This is a genomic window from Paenibacillus sp. SRL342 (assembly GCF_984798905.1).
This window is the reverse complement of record NZ_OZ481790.1, coordinates 2,214,948-2,231,077: the sequence shown is the minus strand read 5'-3', so window position 1 is coordinate 2,231,077 and position 16,130 is coordinate 2,214,948. Positions and strand designations below refer to the sequence as shown.

Genomic DNA, 16,130 nt, shown 5'->3' with positions numbered 1-16,130 from the left:
ACTTATTACAACTTTACGAATTTGTCCATAGGCGCAATCCGTTGAGAAGTGTTTAGGTGATCTCATGCACCGACCACACAATGCCATTTGTAGCACCACTGCCCAGGTTCAATGTAATCGTCAACCCGTTTGCAGCATAGAACAGTCCAATCACATCTCCCGCGTTCAGTGCGACTTCTACTGCCAAAGTCACTGAACCACTTCCCAGCACTGCCCGCAGTGTGAGTAGCGTAATCGCGACATTTAGGACGGGCAACAAACCACTGACAAGTGTCGTTACCGTAGGGGATGTTCTCTGTACAAGAAAGGCTGGGTTAACACCAGCACCCAGAGATAGAGCAATCGCTGCGGTCGTTGCATAATTGATCGTGGCCACAATCGAGTATCTTCCAGTTACCGGGACAGTATAATTCCCCGTAGTTGCATTGAAGTTGGCATTACCGTAATAAGGACTCGTTGTTGTCCAGTTGGTTAATTGTGTGCTCGTTGCTGTCGAAAGTGTAGCCAGAAAGGCAGAGAACCCTTGTATTGCAAAATTGGGGCCGGTTGGTCCAGTGGCTCCTGTCAAGCCCGTGGCCCCGGTTGCACCTGTTGTTCCTGTGATTCCTGTTGCTCCAGTGGCTCCCGTAGCTCCTGTTGCACTCGTTACACCGGTTGCCCCCGTTATTCCGTTAGCCCCAGTTGGTCCAGTCGGGCCAGTAATTCCTGTTGTGCCGGTTGTTCCTGTGATGCCTGTAACCCCAGTTGCACCTGTAGAACCAGTACTTCCGGTGGCTCCTGATACACCTGTGAGCCCTGTAGCCCCAGCTGCTCCGGTCGGTCCCGTTACACCGATCGTGCCTGTAACGCCTGTTAAACCCGTCTCTCCTGTAATGCCCGTGGTTCCTGTTGCTCCAGTCACACCTGTTATCCCAGTGGCTCCCGTCGTACCTGTTGTACCCGTAACACCAGTTACGCCAGTTATGCCAGTGGCACCAGTCGCACCCGTAGTTCCCGTTGCTCCAGTAGCCCCGGTGGGTCCCGTCACACCAGTCGTACCTGTGACCCCTGTTACACCCGTCTCTCCAGTGGCACCAGTTGTGCCGGTGGCACCTGTAATTCCGGTAGCTCCAGTCACACCCGTAATGCCAGTTACGCCGGTCGTGCCGGTTATTCCTGTGTCACCAGTAATACCCGTTAGACCGGTTGCCCCTGTAACTCCTGTAAATCCAGTTACCCCAGTAATTCCAGTAGCACCAGTCGGCCCGGTTACGCCAGTTATTCCTGTGGAACCCGTACTCCCCGTTGCTCCTGTAACTCCAGTCGTACCTGTGACTCCTGTAACTCCTGTAACTCCAGTTACCCCAGTAATTCCAGTAGCACCAGTCGGCCCGGTTACGCCAGTTATTCCTGTAGAACCCGTACTCCCCGTTGCTCCTGTAACTCCAGTCGTACCAGTGACTCCGGTTACGCCAGTCGCACCAATGGCTCCGGTTGGTCCTGTTGGTCCTGTCGTGCCGGTAACGCCTGTTACCCCCGTCTCTCCTGTAATGCCCGTGGCTCCAGTTAATCCCGTAACACCAGTAGCTCCTGTAGTACCCGTACTTCCCGTTGCTCCAGTCGTACCCGTTTCCCCTGTGACCCCAGTGGCTCCGGTCGCACCTGTTGGACCTATAGCTCCAGTAGCTCCAGTTGCACCAGTAATTCCTGTGGCTCCTGTTACACCAGTAACTCCCGTGATACCCGTTGCCCCAATCGTACCTGTGCTCCCAGTTAGACCCGTCTCTCCAGTGACGCCTGTTGCTCCTGTTGCTCCTGTTGCTCCTGTTGCTCCTGTCACACCCGTACTTCCAGTGACTCCAGTTATACCTGTTAGTCCTGTCACTCCTGTTAGGCCAGTCGAACCGGTTGAGCCCGTTACACCTGTGGCCCCGGATAGACCCGTTACCCCGGTGACACCAGTGACTCCGGTTAGCCCCGTCTCTCCAGTTATTCCTGTTTCACCTGTTGGACCTGTAAATCCGGTGTCACCCGTTGGTCCTGTATTTCCCGTCAGGCCTGTAGCTCCTGTCTCTCCAGTGACGCCAGTAGCTCCGGTGGTACCCGTAATTCCCGTCGTTCCGGTGTTTCCTGTAACCCCCATAATTCCGGTAGCTCCAGTAATTCCTGTTGTGCCACTAACTCCGGTCGCACCTGAAATCCCCGTTTCTCCAGTTGCGCCAGTTAAGCCCGTCACTCCAGTCGTACCTGTGACCCCTGTTGGACCTATATCTCCAGTAATTCCGGTTGCACCAGTAATTCCTGTGGCTCCTGCGCTCCCAGTTAGACCCGTCTCTCCAGTGACGCCTGTTGCTCCGGTCGCACCAATTGTACCCGTAACGCCAGTTAAGCCAGTCGTGCCGGTTGGCCCTGTTTCTCCGGTGACCCCCGTTATGCCCGTAGCTCCGGTAATACCAGTTGAACCAGTAGACCCGGTGAGTCCTGTCGCGCCAGTTATACCAGTAATTCCTGTTGTGCCACTACCTCCGGTTGCACCCGTAACACCAGTTGTTCCCGTCGCGCCCGTACTTCCAGTAGTTCCAGTTACACCTGTTAGTCCTGTCTCTCCAGTTACTCCCGTAATACCAGTTGTTCCTGTTACGCCAGTTAAACCAGTCGGGCCAATCGAACCGGTAGGGCCCGTCACACCTGTGTTTCCAGTTAGACCGGTCTCCCCAGTAACACCAGTGGCCCCGGTCACTCCCGTCAGTCCTGTGAACCCTGTTACTCCAGTCACTCCCGAGATACCTGTAATTCCCGTTGCTCCTGTCGCCCCAGTCGATCCCGTCGGTCCCGTCGCGCCTGTGAATCCTGTTAGACCCGTTTCCCCAGTGACACCAGTCAGTCCGGTAGCTCCGGTCACTCCTGTGATACCCGTGGTTCCAGTAATGCCAGTTAGTCCAGTTGTACCTGTAATTCCAGTTTCTCCAGTTGCACCGTTCAGTCCCGTCACACCAGTCAGACCTGTGACCCCGGTTAACCCCGTCTCTCCTGTAGGGCCAGTCGAACCGGTAGGGCCCGTTACACCTGTGGCACCTGTGCTTCCTGTTGCTCCAGCGGCACCTGTTGGGCCCGTTACACCAGCTGTACCCGTGGTTCCGGTAATACCAGTTAGTCCAGTTGCACCTGTACCTCCTGTTAGACCCGAAATACCAGTAGTTCCGGTCACACCAGTAAGTCCCGTTACGCCAGTTAAACCAGTCGTGCCAGTTGGTCCCGTTACACCTGTGTTCCCTGTTAGACCTGTCTCCCCAGTAACGCCAGTGGTTCCGGTAATTCCCGTTTCTCCAGTTGCACCGGTCGGTCCCGTCACGCCAGTCGTACCTGTGGTTCCTGTGCTCCCAGTTAGACCCGTCTCTCCGGTGACGCCTGTTGCTCCGGTCAAACCAATTGTACCCGTAACGCCAGTTGTGCCGGTTGGCCCTGTTTCGCCGGTGACCCCGGTTATGCCAGTAGCTCCGGTATTACCAGTTGAACCAGTAACCCCGGTGAGTCCTGTCGCGCCAGTTACACCAGCAATTCCTGTTGTGCCACTAACTCCGGTTGCACCTGTAACACCAGTTGTTCCGGTTGCGCCGATTACTCCCGTGGAACCTGTACTTCCTGTTTCTCCAGTCGCCCCAGTCGGTCCCGTCGCTCCTGTCGTGCCTGTGAATCCTGTTAAACCCGTTTCCCCAGTGACACCAGTCAGTCCGATAGCTCCGGTCACGCCTGTGATACCCGTGGTTCCAGTAATGCCAGTTAGTCCAGTTGTACCTGTAATCCCTGTGGCTCCGGTCTCACCGGTGATTCCGGTTACCCCTGTTAACCCTGTCGTTCCTGTTGGACCGGTAACTCCCGTTAGTCCTGTGAACCCTGTTTCTCCAGTTACACCTGTCGTCCCGGTGTTTCCTGTAGCACCCGTAATTCCGGTAGCTCCGGTAATTCCTGTTGTGCCACTAACTCCGGTTGCACCTGAAATCCCCGTTTCTCCAGTTGCGCCAGTTGATCCCGTCACACCTGTCGTTCCTGTGACCCCTGTTGGACCGGTATCTCCAGTAATTCCTGTGGCTCCTGTTATACCAGTATTGCCGGTTATACCTGTAACTCCCGTAGTACCAGTCGTACCTGTTATGCCAGTAACGCCGTTTGTACCTGTACTTCCCGTTGCCCCTATCGCCCCAGTAGATCCTGTAGCACCTGTAACTCCGGTGGTACCCGTTTCTCCAGTAGCCCCGGTGGGTCCTGACACACCAGTCGTACCTGTGACTCCGGTTGTGCCAGTGGCACCAGTTGCTCCGATCGCACCTGTACTGCCTGTAAATCCAGTAATACCTGTTGCACCGGTTACTCCAGTCGTTCCTGTTGTGCCCGCAATTCCAGTAACGCCAGTTAATCCGGTTGTGCCTGATGGTCCTGTTTCACCAGTAACACCACTTATACCAGTGGCCCCAGTGAGTCCTGTCACACCAGTCGTACCTGTGATACCGGTAGTGCCAGTTGCTCCAGTTGCTCCAGTAATTCCCGTGAGGCCTGTAATTCCACTAGAACCGGTTACACCCGTGGTACCCGTAATGCCAGGTAATCCCGTCGTACCTGTAACTCCTGTTAGCCCCGCCTCACCAGTACTTCCTGTGGCTCCGGTGAATCCTGTCAAACCAGTCGTGCCGGTCGCACCTGTACTGCCCGTAAATCCAGTAATCCCTGAAGCACCAGTATTTCCAGTAGATCCGGTTACACCCGTAACACCAGTAACTCCCGTAGACCCGATCGCACCAGTGGTCCCTGTCGTTCCGGTTATGCCAGTATTTCCAGTTGGACCCGTACTTCCCGTTGCTCCTATCGCCCCAGTAAATCCTGTAGCGCCTGTAACTCCGGTGATACCTGTCTCACCGGTTGGGCCGGTCGCGCCCGTAGTACCTGTCGTTCCAGTTACGCCACTGACTCCTGTGATACCTGTGGTTCCAGTTATACCAGTTGTTCCTGTTACTCCGGACGGGCCTGTGGTTCCAGTTTCTCCAGTACTTCCCGTTAATCCAGTCGCACCCATAATACCTATTAGACCCGTCGCTCCGGTAAATCCTGTAGCACCTGTAAATCCGGTTATACCCGTTGAACCAGTGGCACCAGTCGGACCTATAATTCCTGTCGCTCCAGTCACTCCAGTGAATCCTGTTTCACCAGTAGATCCAGTTGCTCCCGCCTCACCCGTTGGTCCGGTCGCACCTGTAGCTCCTGTAGTTCCAGTCACACCTGTGGTGCCCATCAGTCCGGTAGCTCCTGTTGCACCTGTGACTCCGGTTATTCCGGTACTTCCCGTGGTTCCAGTTACTCCGGTCCGTCCTGTTAAAATGGTTGCTCCCCATATGCCGGGATACCCAGGGTCTCCGGTTAACCCAGTAGCACCTGTTGCTCCAGTGAATCCTCTCATTCCCTGATACCCCCGTGGGCCGCGAAGGAAAGGAATCCTGTGATTTTTCTTTTTTTTGCATTTACGTTTGCTTTTCTTACAAGACTTACTCTTCTTCTTTGGGATAGAGTGTTTTTTTGATTTTTTTGCTTTCCGTTTGCCTGTACTACTTGAGGAAATTTTGCGTTTCCTTTTGGATATACCGCTCACAAGAAAATCCCCCCTCCTCGTACACCACGTCGATTCTCCGCATTTTACAATAGTACACTCTATGCCCGGGACTAGCTTTGTGCGCCCACTATTCAATATACCTATGGAACCTCTATAGTTAGTGATCAATCAATTACTTTTCTCTAAAAAATATATTCCCCTCTACTCCCCCTGCAACTCCAACTCCTTAATCGTCAACTTAATTCCTTCCTCAAAAGATGTTGCCACAATCGGGCCAATCCGTTCCTCATACTTCTGTCTACTCAAGATCAGGGGTTCCTCGGTCAGATATAACATTTCTACAATTTCTTTCATAACGGGTACACCTAATCCAATCACTGACAATCCTACTTTTCCTATTGCCAACACAGGTTTGCTTCTTCCCGCAGCCTTCTGTGCCAATCGCACGATGTCATGACCCGAGATGATCCCCGATCCAGGAATGTTCCAGTTCTGTCCATACGTCGTCTCTCTGCTTGCCAGCTCCACCACCATTACCGCAGCATCCGGCAAATAAATATACTCTCTCGGCACGTTCATATTCCCGATAAAAAAAGCCATCTTACCTTTTGCTATCGCTTCAAGGGTTGAACCCAGATAGGAAGCCTGATTGGCCGTCGGGCCATAATAGTCCGGCAAACGAACGATCATCACCTGAGCTCTGCTCCATCTTGTGCTGAATAACATCTGTTCATAGGCAAGTCGTGTCTTGCCTTTGCGCGTATGTGGCTGTTTCGGATGTTCTTCGGTTACTTCCTTCATTTGTCTTCTGCCATAGGGATAGATTCCGTCTATAACAACCACGTTCAGACCCAAGTGTTCTGCCGCCGTCATCACAGATTCACCGAGCGGAATCAGCCTGCTCTCCATCTCGTTATAAGGGACATTCGCACAATGAAATATGACATCGGCACCCTGGGAAGCAGCAATAATATCCTCCGACCGAAATGCATCTCCAACTGCAATTAACAGGTGATCCGCAGATTCCAATTTTACCGCAAGTTGCTCCAACTTTTGACGGGAGCGCCCAAATGCGATCGTAGAAATCCCTTGTCTAATCAATTCCTCCGTAATCGCTGCACCTGTTCCACCTGTGGCTCCAATCACAATAGCCTTTTTCATCGTATATCGACCTCTTCCATCCATTTAGTTATTGATCAATTACTTATCTGAAAATAATATAAATCATATTTAGTGATTGATCAATAACTAAAATTCAAAAAGGGACTTTACCTCCCTCTCTATCGTTCCTTCAGCTCCGGCATATCCAGTGCATTAGATACATTACACAACATCCCGATTGCCAGAAAAATCATGGTTCTTTTTAGCGGTTCAGCAATTCCTGCAACGGTGAAAGCTTCCAGTACCATGCTTCTTACATCACTCATGCCTTTTTGCATAGCCTGACGAATGACTTCCTCCTGGATCGTTTGCGCCTGCATCTGAAGCAAGATTTCGCTCTTGTGCGATTCCAGAATCTTATCATAGGCTTCAATGAGATCATTCTCTAACTGATCTGGTGTCGCCGTCTCCACCACAATTCGAAACGAATCAATCACCCGTGTCCATGAGACCTCAATTGCAGTTAATAATAAAGCTTCTTTTGTTTTGAAAAAACGAAATATATACGGCTGTGAGATCTGTGCCCGTTCAGCCACCTGGGCTGTAGTTGCACGATAATAGCCAATTTCCGCGAAGACGTCAATTGCTGCAGAGATAATATCATTTCGCCGGTTAACCGACGCTGCTGTATCCTTTGCCATGATAATCCGCCCTCCAATATTTAGTGATTAATTGATCAATAGCTTGAAGTATAACGAATACTATCCCTCAATGCAAAGGTATCGTGAACTTGTACAAAGCCAACAAACCCGCAGACGCTGGCTCAAGCCGCTGCAGGTTGTGTAGCTTGTCGATCATAGATTCTACCCACTGGAAACCGAAGAGAACATGGATTGTCTGAAACAGATACGTACCATGCGGTACAAGAGTGTCTGTTCACTGCTGGAGAAGTTTGCGCAATCGGGATTCCGAATCCAGCTTGGGACAACTGTTACAATATGCATGTGCGTGACTGCCGCTCCCAACCTGATATGCCAAACAACAATATCGACGTATCAGGAACGGCGGTCCCTGCCAACTGGAATGTTCGAAGCACTGTAGCTCATTGGCAAATGTACATGCATTATCGTTTTGCCGATCCAGCCAGAGGCTTTGATCTGCTTGAATCTTTGCAAGCCGTTCATCTGTCTTCCATATGCTCTGATCATTAATCATTCGTGCATACAATTGTTGCACATTATGCGCAACAAGAGACCACATGACCTTATCGCTCGCTCCTGTTCCGACGGCTACCGCTCGCAGGACAGGTTCCAGATGTAGCAGCACTCTTTTCTTGAGCATACCACTCTCTGACCTGCGCTGAACAGGATCTTCAGCCTCCAGAGAGGTTCTCTCCAGCCGAGTCGCATATCGCATGCCACCTGCTCCATTCAATTCAAACCGCACATCATCGTCTGCAATGCTAAGTATCGTATCGTATAGACTGAATGCTGAGATTATGGACATAACAAATACGGAGTAACGTTTGGCAAAAAGTGTACCAACAGCCGCACTTCCTCTGCCGCCCAGTTGAAGCCCTTGCTGCATAGCCTGTTCACGCAATATCAAGTTTCGTTTCTCTTCATTCAACAGATCCTTCACACGGAAAGGATACTTGGAATCATCACAAGTGGCTTGGATCGTCGTCACAAAAAATTGCTGTAACGCTTCCAACATCTCTGAATAATCATGTCTTGGATAACGTTTCATCTACTGAATCATATCTTCAACTTCGTTGATAATCTCGCTTCGCCCAATTGCTCCCCAGCCCTTAAACAACCAGAACGAATCTGTCGTATAGACCTGATCTGCACCAACAGCCGGTACTCTTTTCCAGAGTGAGCTTGCATTGATGTTGTTTAAATACTCATCGGCATTCGGGTCAATCTCCAGAACTACAAAATCAGCATCCACATCTGCAATTTTCTCCATGGACAGGTCCTCACGTTGTTCGGAAGGTGTCACAGTCGTTGGCACAAATCCAAGGTCATGATACAAAAGTGTGTTGGTTGGATGTCCCTTTGCCGCGTATATTTGCAAGGTCTTCTCTCTTACACGCAGATAAGCCAGCTTTTTTTGATCCAGTTGATCGATCTTCGCTTTTAGTTGCTTCGCCTGCTGCTCAACCTCGGCTATCTTTTCTTTTGCCAGATCCACTTTGTTGTACATCCCGGCAATGATCAACAGATCCTGTGTCCAATATGTTGTATCATCAACAAAATCCAGCCATTCAGTACCAAGTACAATCGTCGGAGCGATTTTCTCCAACTGATCATACGTACTCTCCGCAGTTCGACTCTCAATAACGATGACATCCGGATCAATCTGAAGGATAGCCTCCAGGTTAGGACTGTCTGCAGACCCTACCGTTGGAATGCCGGCAAGCTGATCTGCAAAGTAAGGCAAATAATCTCCTCCGTAACGAACTTCTACATTAACGCCTGCTGGTTTCTCACCAATCGTCAACATGTGATCGATGTAAGCAGCAGATAATACCACCATACGCTCTATTTTTTGCGGTACAACCGTTGTTCCTTTAAGATGCTCAATCGTTTGTGTACCACTCTCTTCCACAGGCGTATCCTGTTGCGGAGGCGTTGCTTCTGTTGCCTTGCTACATGCCGTCAGAACGAGCACAAGCAGGGTCAACAGTATCATCGTTGTTGCTCTCTGTCTTACCATTTGTAGTAAATCCCCTCTACTATTTAATAATAATAATCATTATCACTATAGTAGGGAAAAGCGTACAGGCTGACCATGGATTATTCCACTCTCTTCTCTTGCATAATATCACCTTAAGGTAACCCCAAGTTGCTCTGCCACATATCGCATGGCCCACATGCGTCCGGTCGGACCCAGCGTTTTGAAGAAAATATCTCCTGCATTATATACACGGCCTTCTTGAACAGCCTTTAATGCCAACCATGCACTGGATTGCTGTAATTGCCTCAGTTGAGCACGTGCCTCTTCTGTGGGATCGACCATTACAAACACATGATCCGCGTCGTATAACTGCAAATCGCAAACTTTACTCTCTACAGCCCACTGTTGTTCCGGAAAATCACGAGGCAAATAAAATCCCAGATCATCATACAATAGGGCCCCTGTCTGGTTGTTCAATCCATACATTCGGTAGAAATGAGAAGTCACCCGGATGAACATGGCACTCTGTTTCCCCCACCTCGATTGAATGCGTCCTCGAAGAACCCGGCTCAGTTCAGCATGTTGTTCTATCCACTGTACAGCCTGTTCGGTGCGGCCCATAATGTCCGCCATATACATAAGCCTCTCCCCAAAATGGTTGGTGTGCTCCAGCATGGTGGTAGGCGCGATACGATGCAGGGAGTCATTTGGCTCCAAACGATCACTTGTAATGATCAGGTCCGGTTGGACTAACCTCAAATCATCATAGTTCTGATTGAAGCTATCCAGGATAAGTCCCTGATGACTGTGTGCTTGAAGCGCAGGTACGGCAACATGACGAGCTACCCTCTGACCATAGGATAAAGCGGATACTGGCCTCAAACCGAGCGTTATCACATAATCGTCCAACCCGTAATACAAGGTGGCAATGCGATTCACTTTATTTTTCATATACAACGTTGGGGCGATTCCTTCGTTTTTCTTGAAAACTCTGCTGAAATAGTGCTCGTCCTTATAACCCACTTGCTCTGCAATATCCTTGATTTTGTCTGAAGAAAATAACAGCTGCTTGGCCTTTGCCATACGTAGTTTCAGTATATATTCAATCGGGGTCATATTGAGTTGCCGTTTGAATGTTCTTATAAAATGATTCACACTAAGCCCTGCCATGCGGGCCATCTGATCCATTCGGATGTCTTCCATATACTGATGCGTCATATATTCAAGTGCCAGATCCATCCCTGCTACAGCTGGAGTTGCTTCTTTCAGGTGCATTATTAATTGAATCAACAACTGATGCAAAAGATGTTTCCTGCGCGTCTTTTCCAGACTCGTGATGGAGTACTTTCCACTCACCAGGGTATCCATCATCTCCTGAATATCACATGTATTGGAAGGAACATTAAGCTTGCCCGTCACAGGGAGATCAAATGCCTCGGTATGCCAAGCATTCCGACGCCGGGTAAGTGTAACACAGGAAAATAAAATGATCTGATATCGGACAGGTGCTTCCATATCCGTCTGAAACTCCACATGCATTCCTGGCTTCAACAAAAACCAATCGTCTTGAGACACCGTATGTACAATGTTATCCATAGACAAAGATCCCTTGCCAGCGATGACCCTGCAAATGGCGAACCTTTTCCAGATCCGACGCTGAACAGCCCCCGGATTGCTAGAGTAATGGCAGACGTGGACAGCAGAGAAATGTAGTTGCTCCAGTTGTTTGATCCAATCATTTTCCTCCATGCTCACGTCCCCTCCCCGTTCTGATCCGATTCTGTGTGAACTAATTAATTCTATTTTTTAGCTCCCAATAGTAAATTCTTTATACTATCTAACTGCAACTCCAGTGAATACGGATCTTCCATGACGAACTCATCCTCTGTACCATCCAAGGAACCATAGGCGTAGACTTGTCCTTTCTGCACAGCAGGCAGACGTTTCCACACCTCGCTGTTCAGGATCTCTTTGGCGTCTTCGCTACCCGAACCATATAAGAAGATATGATCTCCCATATACTCAGGCAGTACTTCAAGGGAGATCGTCTCGAATCCATCCTTCATATCGAGTGCTTGCTGAGTAGGAGGCAGTTTCAGCATCTCATAGATCGTGGAACTACCATAGTTCCCACCTTCTGCACCAAGGACATACAACGCTTTGTATCCTATTTGAATGATGGATACGGTCTCGCCTTCTTTAATCACACCATCAATCTGCTTCTTAGTCTCTTCGATATTCTCTTCATATGTCGTGATCCATTGCTCTGCTTCCTTCTCTTTACCAAAAACACCAGCAATCCGGCGCAGCTTTTCCAGTGGACCAGAAGTTTTATCGCCTTCCCAATAAGGTAAAAAGACGGTCGTTGCAATTTTTTCGTAATCCTCAATATTTTTATCAATGGAACCGATGATGAGATCCGGCTCAAGTGACACTAATTTCTCCAGATTCATTGGGAACTCTCCTCCCAAATCCTCAATACTCGCTATAACATCAGAAGCAATGCCAGACTTTTCAATCCATCCTTCGTTCAACATAAATGTTCTTACACCAACCGGTACAATGCCCAGTTTCAGCAGGTACCCCATATATTGATCTGAAGCAACACGCTGAGGATTGGCCGGAATTACCACATCTCCCCTCATTGTGGAGACCGTCCGCGTCTCCGGTTGTGCAGTCGATTTCCCTGTCTCCGTTGTCTGGTTACCCGATTGTGTAGTAGCCGCATTGGTCTCTGTTTGCGTACCACTTGCAGACGGTGCCGGACTGGAACAGGCCGTGAGCAATAGCGTTAGACACAGCATCATGCTTAGTGCTGTCATTTTGAATTTTCCTTGCATTATTAATTCCCCTCCAACATTCTTTTGATATTGATAATCAATATCATTATATAGATGGGAATGTAACGAATGAAGGGCATTTTCTTGCATTATAATGGGCAAATCTTGCTTGTTGTTCAATACCAATGTCTGTTTCGACTTGTTAAACCGTTGGCTTACTCCTTTTTTATAACGAATTGGAGAAAGACCTTTTATTTTTTTGAAGCTGCGGCTCAGTGAATGTGCATCCGGATAGCCGACCTGTTCTGCAATCTGTTGCAGCGTAGCACGGGTATGCACCAGAAGATGTGCTGCCCTCTCCATTCGGATCTGTCCAAGATACTGGATGGGACTGATGTTTAACTTTTGTTTGAACAACCTGGACAAGTGCCCCACACTGCATTCCATTGCTTCTGCCATTACGTCAAGAGCTATGGGCTCATGGAGATGAGCATTCATGTATTCAATAGCCTGTGTGACCGTATCCGGTTTATGTGGCTGAATGGATTGTTCGTATACGTCTGCCAACAAAGAATATACCCATTGATGAAATAAGGTTTTGGCATGTAACTTTGCAAGCTTAGTGGACTGTTCCCACTCCTGTTTTAATTCCTCCATACACTGATACAGGTGCAGCGGACGGGTTGGTACAAGTGCGTATTGGTCCTGGAACGGACGTTCATGGTCCATCAGATGCTGAATTTCCATCCCACAGGGCAAGGCCAGAATGGCTTTGTACAAAATCATATAATACGTCACGCCTGAATCCGTCTCCATGTTTAAATTCGCCTGTTTGCCTCCATGAATGATGTGGAATCCCTCCACGATGTATCTGTGTTGATCCATTCGTATCCGTGCACTTCCGTCGGTGATATATAGATAGGTACTCGCTGGTAGTTGATAATTCTTCAGCTTCTCCCCAGGATCCAAAGCGTTCTGGCGTACATCCAGTATTTTGACAAAAACATGATTCCACAACCTGATGTGATCATTCAAATTCATATCCGCTGTACTTTCCCTCCCGCCATATTACATCGACATACCTTCTTGCTGCTGTTATGAACTTTCCTGTTATTTTCGATCATTATGTACATTTCATTTCATTATAAGTTAGTTGATAATAATTCTCAATAACATAAACAATCAATATTAACTTATGCATTTGGACAACATATACGGACTGTAATGTAACATAGCGGGATAATAACACTAGAATCAGCAACATTTTCTAACCTGTTGCAAAATCATAAAAGGCATGATATATTAATTGAGCCATCAATGATTGACGCATCAAATATTGATACATCAATGATCGAGAGCATACAAATAATCATTAGGCAATGGCATTGTATACTGCAACATTAATCATTGGTTAACATACGCCGTTGTTCATGATTCAGATTCACCCGGGAGGTCTAGTCATGACACGTATTGTTTCCAAAGAAGAACAAATCATCAATCTGTTGAACGTGTTGGGTAACAAAATCAGTCCCAAGTTTGAACGCTGTACAGGTATCAGTTCCTCTCGCTTCGAAATTCTGCATGAGCTGGATCAGGTAGATGAGATTAACCAATCCATGCTGCAGAAAATCATTAACATTGATAGTGCTGCGATTACACGCCACTTGAAACAGCTTGAGGCGGACCTGATGGTTACAAGACGCAAGAACCCCGACGATAATCGGGTCACTTTTGTTCGTTTGACGGACCACGGTCGGAAACAGATTGAAGGCTACAAAGCAGAGAAGACCAATTTTATCAACCAGATTTTACAGGATTTCAGTGAAGACGAAGTTCAGTCACTCGCCGATCTCCTGGAACGTATGCACAACAATTTCTAAACCCATATATAGAGGAGAGATCCATGCATGAGTACAATTCAAAGCAAATTCCAGAAAACCAATGATTTTAACGAAATTACCTACGGTCGCCGTTCTGTTAAACTTTACGATCCTGAAGTGAAGATCAGCCGTGAAGAGATGACAGAAATTCTGTCCGAAGCTTCCCGTGCACCATCTTCGATCAATTTGCAGCCTTGGCGTTTTCTGGTTGTTGATACGGCTGAAGGTAAAGAAAAGCTTGCTCCACTTGCGAGATTTAATCAAAATCAAGTGTTGACTTCTGCCGCTGTTATTGGCGTATTTATTGATATGAACAACGTTGAATACATGGATGAGATTTTTGGTAAAGCTGTAGAACTTGGTTACATGCCACAAGACATTAAGGATATGCAGCTCAAAACTGTAATGCCTTATTACGAAAAGATGGCTGCTTCCGATCTTCGCGACGTTAACCTGATCGATGCTGGCCTTGCTTCCATGCAATTGATGCTTGCTGCTCGTGCTCATGGTTATGACACCAACCCAATTGGTGGTTATGAGAAAGACCAGATTGCAGAAGCATTTGGCATGGACAAAGAGCGTTATCAACCCGTTATGTTGATCTCGATCGGTAAATCGGCCAAAGAAGGTCACCCTTCCTACCGTCTGCCTGTAGAAACCATCACAACTTGGGCATAATATCAGGGACGGTTTCCCTGTAAGTCTCGATTAAATGGGTCAATAAGCATATATTCTTAACACATTCCAAACAAACACCATATGGAGGTTATACATTATGATTATCATTCACGCTCATCTGCAAATTAAACCGGACCAAGAGCAAGCATTCCTCGCATCTGCGAAAGAACTGATTGCTGCAACACGTCAAGAAGAAGGTAACATCAGCTACGATTTGGCAAAAAGCACAGAACGCGAACAACAATACACGATGATCGAGCTGTGGAAAGATGAAGCTGCTACAGCTTCCCACAACACAAGCGCACATTTCCAAGCTTTTGTTCAACAAGCAGCAGCATTTATGGCCGCTCCAATGAACGTTGAAGTATTTGCTGGAGAACAAGTTAAAGCATAATAGCTGAATGGCTGATATGCGAATTGGCATGTAAAGAAGCCGCTCTTGGTCATATGACCGAGGGTGGCTTTTTCATTCCTTTGAAAAGTAAGTTCGACACACTGCCAATTAGTTCTCATGTTTGACCGTAATCACGACATTTCCCCTCTTTCGCCCTGTTTCCACATAGCGATAAGCTTCCTGAATTTGCTCCAAAGCATAACGTCTGTCAATCACCGCTTGCATCTTACCAGCCTCCATCAACTCTTTAAGAAGTATCAGATCCTTCGCAGTAACCCTTGCGATGCCTTGCCCATCAACAGTGACATATGTGCCGTTAGGTGCCAATAGGTGCCGACACTGACCTTTCGAGACTTTGCCAACTGCATCCAATATCAGATCATACCGCTGACTTGTTTTTGTAAAGTCTTCCTTCATATAATCGATAACATGCTCGGCACCAAGTGACTTCGCGAATTCCACATTCGTTGTACTGCATACCCCTGTCACTTCTGCTCCAAAATACTTTGCAAGCTGTACAGCAGCAGTTCCTACGGCTCCCGAAGCTCCATAGATGAGCACTTTCATTCCCCGTTTAATGTTTCCTTTGAGCAGAAAATATAAGGCCGTAGTTCCACCGAACGGAACAGCTGCTGCTTCCTCATACGTTGCATTAACCGGTTTCAAAGTGACGGGATCCTCTTCAGATAGACATATATACTGAGCATGGGCACCGAAACGCATTCCATTTAGTGCATATACCTGATCACCTAATTTAAATCGCTTCACTTCCTTGCCGATCGCCGTAACTTCGCCTGCTAACTCTACACCCAGAATCGAATTTCGGGGTTTTCGGATTCCCAAAAACAGACGCATGGGTATCCAGTACAGGAATGGGCTATTAAAACCGCGAACTCTACAGTCCCCCGATGTTACGGTTGTTGCATGTATTTTAATCTGAATCTCATGATCCTTGGGTGATGGCTTCGCTATGTCTTTAAGCTGCAACACATCTGGTGATCCATACTTTGTACATATGATAGCTCTCATATCTTTCC

11 protein-coding genes are annotated in these 16,130 nt (G+C 48.0%); 3 read left to right on the top strand and 8 right to left on the bottom strand.

Annotated elements, in window-relative coordinates; translation table 11 throughout:
- Positions 1-52: 52 nt before the first annotated feature.
- The 7 genes from AC4E8D_RS10285 to AC4E8D_RS10255 all read right to left on the bottom strand — a co-directional run bounded on the left by AC4E8D_RS10285 (position 53) and on the right by AC4E8D_RS10255 (position 13,182).
- Positions 53-5,428 carry a beta strand repeat-containing protein gene (locus AC4E8D_RS10285; RefSeq protein ID WP_272907573.1) on the bottom strand — a complete coding sequence of 1,792 codons (5,376 nt, stop codon included), beginning with the start codon at positions 5,426-5,428 and terminating at the stop codon, positions 53-55.
- A gap of 351 nt (positions 5,429-5,779) precedes the next feature.
- Positions 5,780-6,739, bottom strand: a complete 960-nt coding sequence (locus AC4E8D_RS10280) for an SDR family NAD(P)-dependent oxidoreductase (protein ID WP_490206201.1) — start codon at positions 6,737-6,739, stop codon at positions 5,780-5,782.
- A gap of 119 nt (positions 6,740-6,858) precedes the next feature.
- Positions 6,859-7,380, bottom strand: coding sequence for a TetR/AcrR family transcriptional regulator (locus AC4E8D_RS10275; protein WP_490206200.1), 522 nt, complete (start codon positions 7,378-7,380; stop codon positions 6,859-6,861).
- Positions 7,381-7,615: 235 nt separating this feature from the next.
- Positions 7,616-8,428, bottom strand: coding sequence for a hypothetical protein (locus tag AC4E8D_RS10270; protein WP_490206199.1), 813 nt, complete (start codon positions 8,426-8,428; stop codon positions 7,616-7,618).
- A complete protein-coding gene (locus AC4E8D_RS10265) occupies positions 8,429-9,400 on the bottom strand; it encodes an ABC transporter substrate-binding protein (protein ID WP_490206198.1) in 972 nt (323 codons plus the stop codon).
- A 108-nt stretch (positions 9,401-9,508) separates the two neighbouring features.
- Complete coding sequence (locus AC4E8D_RS10260; RefSeq protein WP_490206197.1) at positions 9,509-11,110, bottom strand: AraC family transcriptional regulator; 1,602 nt, start codon at positions 11,108-11,110, stop codon at positions 9,509-9,511.
- Positions 11,111-11,160: 50 nt separating this feature from the next.
- The gene (locus tag AC4E8D_RS10255; RefSeq protein ID WP_490206196.1) at positions 11,161-13,182 is read right to left on the bottom strand and encodes an AraC family transcriptional regulator; all 2,022 of its coding nucleotides are present in this window, start codon (positions 13,180-13,182) and stop codon (positions 11,161-11,163) included.
- A gap of 419 nt (positions 13,183-13,601) precedes the next feature.
- Here AC4E8D_RS10255 and AC4E8D_RS10250 point away from each other — a divergent pair, with 419 nt between their 5' ends.
- From AC4E8D_RS10250 to AC4E8D_RS10240, 3 genes are all read left to right on the top strand, one after another.
- The gene (locus tag AC4E8D_RS10250; RefSeq protein ID WP_221823224.1) at positions 13,602-14,021 is read left to right on the top strand and encodes a MarR family winged helix-turn-helix transcriptional regulator; all 420 of its coding nucleotides are present in this window, start codon (positions 13,602-13,604) and stop codon (positions 14,019-14,021) included.
- Positions 14,022-14,048: 27 nt separating this feature from the next.
- Entirely contained in the window at positions 14,049-14,699 is a 651-nt protein-coding gene (locus tag AC4E8D_RS10245; RefSeq protein WP_076209073.1) for a nitroreductase family protein, read from the top strand.
- A gap of 97 nt (positions 14,700-14,796) precedes the next feature.
- Complete coding sequence (locus AC4E8D_RS10240; RefSeq protein ID WP_221823222.1) at positions 14,797-15,093, top strand: putative quinol monooxygenase; 297 nt, start codon at positions 14,797-14,799, stop codon at positions 15,091-15,093.
- Between the two features lie 108 nt (positions 15,094-15,201).
- Here the strand turns inward: AC4E8D_RS10240 and AC4E8D_RS10235 are convergent, their stop codons facing one another.
- Entirely contained in the window at positions 15,202-16,122 is a 921-nt protein-coding gene (locus AC4E8D_RS10235; RefSeq protein ID WP_221823221.1) for an NAD(P)-dependent alcohol dehydrogenase, read from the bottom strand.
- Between the last annotated feature and the right edge of the window lie 8 nt (positions 16,123-16,130).

What these genes read in the sequence shown, in the direction of transcription:
- AC4E8D_RS10285 (WP_272907573.1), bottom strand. Translation starts at nt 5,428, where the DNA reads ATGAGAGGATTCACTGGAGCAACAGGTGCTACTGGGTTAACCGGAGAC.
- AC4E8D_RS10280 (WP_490206201.1), bottom strand. Translation starts at nt 6,739, where the DNA reads ATGAAAAAGGCTATTGTGATTGGAGCCACAGGTGGAACAGGTGCAGCG.
- AC4E8D_RS10275 (WP_490206200.1), bottom strand. Translation starts at nt 7,380, where the DNA reads ATGGCAAAGGATACAGCAGCGTCGGTTAACCGGCGAAATGATATTATC.
- AC4E8D_RS10270 (WP_490206199.1), bottom strand. Translation starts at nt 8,428, where the DNA reads ATGAAACGTTATCCAAGACATGATTATTCAGAGATGTTGGAAGCGTTA.
- AC4E8D_RS10265 (WP_490206198.1), bottom strand. Translation starts at nt 9,400, where the DNA reads ATGGTAAGACAGAGAGCAACAACGATGATACTGTTGACCCTGCTTGTG.
- AC4E8D_RS10260 (WP_490206197.1), bottom strand. Translation starts at nt 11,110, where the DNA reads ATGGAGGAAAATGATTGGATCAAACAACTGGAGCAACTACATTTCTCT.
- AC4E8D_RS10255 (WP_490206196.1), bottom strand. Translation starts at nt 13,182, where the DNA reads ATGAATTTGAATGATCACATCAGGTTGTGGAATCATGTTTTTGTCAAA.
- AC4E8D_RS10250 (WP_221823224.1), top strand. Translation starts at nt 13,602, where the DNA reads ATGACACGTATTGTTTCCAAAGAAGAACAAATCATCAATCTGTTGAAC.
- AC4E8D_RS10245 (WP_076209073.1), top strand. Translation starts at nt 14,049, where the DNA reads ATGAGTACAATTCAAAGCAAATTCCAGAAAACCAATGATTTTAACGAA.
- AC4E8D_RS10240 (WP_221823222.1), top strand. Translation starts at nt 14,797, where the DNA reads ATGATTATCATTCACGCTCATCTGCAAATTAAACCGGACCAAGAGCAA.
- AC4E8D_RS10235 (WP_221823221.1), bottom strand. Translation starts at nt 16,122, where the DNA reads ATGAGAGCTATCATATGTACAAAGTATGGATCACCAGATGTGTTGCAG.